The 3514-nt window shown below is 62.7% G+C and carries 5 protein-coding genes; 3 read left to right on the forward strand and 2 right to left on the reverse strand.

The window, feature by feature from the left end:
- Positions 1-20 precede the first annotated feature (20 nt).
- Positions 21-416: a hypothetical protein gene (locus LCI23_RS18370; protein ID WP_224947902.1), complete on the forward strand. Its 396-nt coding sequence runs from the start codon at positions 21-23 to the stop codon at positions 414-416.
- Between the two features lie 173 nt (positions 417-589).
- On the opposite strand, the gene LCI23_RS18375 is transcribed toward LCI23_RS18370, so the two are convergent.
- Together LCI23_RS18375 and LCI23_RS18380 are read right to left on the reverse strand one after the other, a co-directional pair.
- Positions 590-1441: an HDOD domain-containing protein gene (locus LCI23_RS18375; protein WP_224947903.1), complete on the reverse strand. Its 852-nt coding sequence runs from the start codon at positions 1439-1441 to the stop codon at positions 590-592.
- Positions 1438-1767 (reverse strand): hypothetical protein, encoded by a 330-nt coding sequence (locus LCI23_RS18380; RefSeq protein ID WP_224947904.1) that lies wholly within the window; start codon positions 1765-1767, stop codon positions 1438-1440. The genes LCI23_RS18375 and LCI23_RS18380 overlap by 4 nt, the downstream gene beginning before the upstream one ends.
- 152 nt (positions 1768-1919) lie before the next feature.
- Here LCI23_RS18380 and gstA point away from each other — a divergent pair, with 152 nt between their 5' ends.
- Positions 1920-2525, forward strand: a complete 606-nt coding sequence (gstA, locus tag LCI23_RS18385) for a glutathione transferase GstA (RefSeq protein WP_224947905.1) — start codon at positions 1920-1922, stop codon at positions 2523-2525.
- Between the two features lie 64 nt (positions 2526-2589).
- Positions 2590-3135 carry a DUF1697 domain-containing protein gene (locus LCI23_RS18390; RefSeq protein ID WP_224947906.1) on the forward strand — a complete coding sequence of 182 codons (546 nt, stop codon included), beginning with the start codon at positions 2590-2592 and terminating at the stop codon, positions 3133-3135.
- The last annotated feature ends 379 nt before the right edge of the window (positions 3136-3514 follow it).

Genomic DNA, 3514 nt, shown 5'->3' on the forward strand with positions numbered 1-3514 from the left:
CCAACTGAAGAGGTAATATCATGGCACAACAGCATCATGCTCTGTCTTCGCAGGAAAGTTATAACCCCAACCACTTGCTCGATATCCTGCTCGGTAAAATGCAGCTGAAGAACGATGCTGCGCTGTCGCGCATGCTCGAAGTGGCCCCGCCGGTCATCAGCAAGATCCGCCACCACCGCTTGCCGGTCGGCGCCTCGCTGCTGATCCGCATGCACGAAGTGACCGGCATGAGCATCCGCGACCTGCGCGACCTGATGGGCGACCGCCGCACCAAATATCGCCTGTCCGATGCCCAGGGCCGTCCGAAGCCAGAAGAGAAGGCGGCCCAGGCAGCTGCAGCGGCAGCCCAGCAGCAGAACCAGCAACCCCAGCAAGGCAACGAAGCCAACCCATCCACCGGCAATTATGCTCACTGATGCCGTCGGCATGACAGCCATGCCTGTCATGCCTTCGGTACCAGCGGGATGCGGCACCGCGCCCTGAGTGCAGTGCCGCGCCGGCCGGGTGGTACCGTCGCGGCGCTTTCCAGCGCGTTCTTCCCGGCTTCCCCCGATGCATCCGGCGTCGGTTTCTTCTTTCTTCCCCTTGTTCAGGCCATCATCACGGCCGCCATCTCCTCATACTGCAACTCCGTCTCGTGGAAGACCCGGTGCCAGGCCGTTTCCGGCAGTCCCAGGGCGGCCCAGGCCACTGCCGACAGGCGTGGTACCAGTTCGTCCGGATTGCCGACCAGGTCGAGCGCATGGACGACCGCGCTCGCCACATGCACGATGCTCGCCAGGAAGCCCGCGGCCGGCAGTTCCGGCGCATGGTGGAAAGCGATCGCCTGGCGCATGGTGTCCGCGAAGCGCCAGTGTTCGGCCAGGGCCACGCCGGCGTCCACGTGATCGAGGCCGAGCAGGCTGCGCTCAGCATCGATCAGCTCGCCATCGTGCTTGTCGCGCAGCGACAGCACCGCCTGGTAGCGGTCTGGAAAGCGGGTCACCAGCACCAGCCGTCCGATATCGTGTAATAGCCCGGCGGTAAAGGCAACATCCGGATTGAAGCGCACCCGGCGCGCGAGCGCGCGGGCGCAGGCCGCCGTCGCGATCGAATGGCGCCAGAAGGCCTGGTCGTTGAAGCCAGGACAGCGTCCGGCCGGAAAGCAGCCGGTGAGGGCGGCCGCCATGATCAGCTGGCGCGTGGCCTGGATGCCGAGGAAGGTCATGGCTTGCTGGATGGTGGTGGCCTTGACCTGCAGCCCGAAGGCGGAGGAGTTCACCAGGCGCAGCGTCTTGGCCGTCAGGGCCGGGTCCTTCGCCAGCTTCCTGGCCAGCGTGGCAATGTCGGCTTCCTCCTCCTCCTCCATGCTGCCGAGCAGCTCCATCACCACCGCGGGCAGCGAGGGCAGGTCGTCGAGGTCGCCCAGGATATCCGCCTTGTCTGGTGCCGCGGCGCTCATGGGGCCACCTCGCGCCGGTGGCGGTAGTCTTCGACATAATGCCGCAGCAGGCCTCGCGCCCAGTCTTCCTGGGAATCGGGATCATGATGGCGAAACAGATGGTCGAGGCGCTGCTGGATGCTGGCCGGGGAGGGCGCGGCCGGCGGATGGGCGCGCATGATGGGCGCCGCCCCCACGCCATGGCGCGCCAGGGAGTGGATGCTGGCCTCGCTCAGGACGGTGCCTTCGGCCAGCAGCACGTTGCCGTGCGCATCGAGCAGTGCATCGGCCAGCACCATGCCGGAGAACAGCTGCGCCAGCGGTAACATGTCATAGCTATCGCTCATTTTTCCTCCCGTTAATTTCATTTGATCTTAGCATCGGGAAATGCGGGTGCCACGTATTGGCGCAGCAACTGTGGCGTTCCCGCAGCAAGCGCCAGAATATTGTACGCTTGCAATTTTGCGGCGCTGGCCGTTTTTTATCCTAGAGGTTTGACATGAAACTGTATTTCAGCCCCGGCGCCTGTTCCCTGGCTCCCCATATTGCCCTGATCATCGCCGGAATACCCTTCTCGGCCGAACGCGTCAGCCTGAAGACCAAGCTTACCGCGAGCGGCAGCGATTTCCGCGACATCAATGACAAGGGCTCGGTACCAGCCCTGCAACTGGACAACGGCAAGGTGCTGACCGAAGCGGCGGTACTGCTGCAGTACATCGCCGACCAGGCACCGGCAGCCGGACTGGCGCCAGCCGCGGGCAGCGTCGAGCGCTACGAGCTGATGGTGTGGCTGAACTATATTGCCACCGAACTGCACAAGCGCTTCACGCCCCTGTTCACGCCTGGCTGCACGGAAGAAGGGCGCAGCGCCGCCTGGGCCGCGCTGGCGCGCCCACTCGGCTACATCGCAGGCAAGCTGGATGGCAGGGACTTCCTGGCCGGCGCCAGCTTCTCGATCGCCGATGCCTATCTGTTTACCGTGCTGAACTGGGCCATGTTCGCGAAGTTCAGCCTGGATGACTGGCCAGTCCTGCAGGCCTACCAGGCGCGCGTTGGCGCCATTCCGGCGGTGCAGGAAGCGATGCGCGCCGAAGGCCTGGCCTGAGCCGGCGCTCTGTGCAAGCCAGGGCGGGTGGCGGAGCACCCGCGCAGTTCACCAGGAGCGCAGCATGAACAGCCACTGCTACATTGCCCTTTTACGCGGAATCAATGTCGGGCGCGCCAAGCGCATCGCCATGGCCGACCTGCGCATGCTGGCCGAAGGCCTTGGCTATACAGGGGTGCGCAGCATCCTGAACAGCGGCAACCTGGTATTCCAGGCCCCGGGTAGCAGCGCTCCCGGGCTCGCCCGGGAGCTCGAGGATGCCTTGCTGCTGAAGCTGGGCGTGGCGGCGCGCGTGTTCGTACTGGGCTGCGACGAACTGGCCGCCATCGTGGCCGCCAACCCGTTGCTGGACGTGGCCACCGACCATGCGCGCCTGCTGGTCTTCCTGCTGCCCGACGCTGACCGGCGCGCGCGGCTGGCCGAACTCGCGGAGCGTGACTGGGACGGCGAACGCCTTGCCGTGGGCGAGGCGGCAGCCTATGTCTGGTTTCCGGAGGGCATACTGGAGAGCACCGTAGCCGTCTCCATCGGGAAAATACTGGGCGACACGACCACCTCGCGCAATTGGAATACAGTGATGAAATTGCATGCCCTGTGCAAAGCTTCCTGAAGCCCATCCACTATACGTTTCTCCCTCCTGCGCGTGCTTGCAATCGTTCCTGCTGACACCATATACGCCAAATGTCGAGCTTGGGAAATGTTGCTTCGCCATTCCTCGCATGTATTCAGTTTGATAAAAAACATACCCGTGTGTGTTTTTCATTGAATTGTTGAGGTGCGCAAGGAAGTCATCACAATGACGCAAGATGGGTGCATGTTGCAGGCAGGCGCAGAACGCCCGGGTGTCGCAATTTTGCCTCAAATCAAGCTTCCTTTAATGTAATTTCATGGTCATTTTGAAATGCAGGATGAATAAGAAATTCACGGATTTTTGTCTGTCTGATCACGTTTGCTGATAATCTGCCAATCCGTTTCATTATCCGTTTTTC

This window comes from Massilia sp. MS-15 (assembly GCF_020176695.1).
GTDB lineage: Bacteria > Pseudomonadota > Gammaproteobacteria > Burkholderiales > Burkholderiaceae_D > Telluria > Telluria hydrophila.

Bases quoted from the DNA above. Each gene is read 5' to 3' on its own strand.
- gstA (WP_224947905.1), top strand. From the start codon at position 1,920: ATGAAACTGTATTTCAGCCCCGGCGCCTGTTCCCTGGCTCCCCATATT.
- LCI23_RS18370 (WP_224947902.1), top strand. From the start codon at position 21: ATGGCACAACAGCATCATGCTCTGTCTTCGCAGGAAAGTTATAACCCC.
- LCI23_RS18380 (WP_224947904.1), bottom strand. From the start codon at position 1,767: ATGAGCGATAGCTATGACATGTTACCGCTGGCGCAGCTGTTCTCCGGC.
- LCI23_RS18390 (WP_224947906.1), top strand. From the start codon at position 2,590: ATGAACAGCCACTGCTACATTGCCCTTTTACGCGGAATCAATGTCGGG.
- LCI23_RS18375 (WP_224947903.1), bottom strand. From the start codon at position 1,441: ATGAGCGCCGCGGCACCAGACAAGGCGGATATCCTGGGCGACCTCGAC.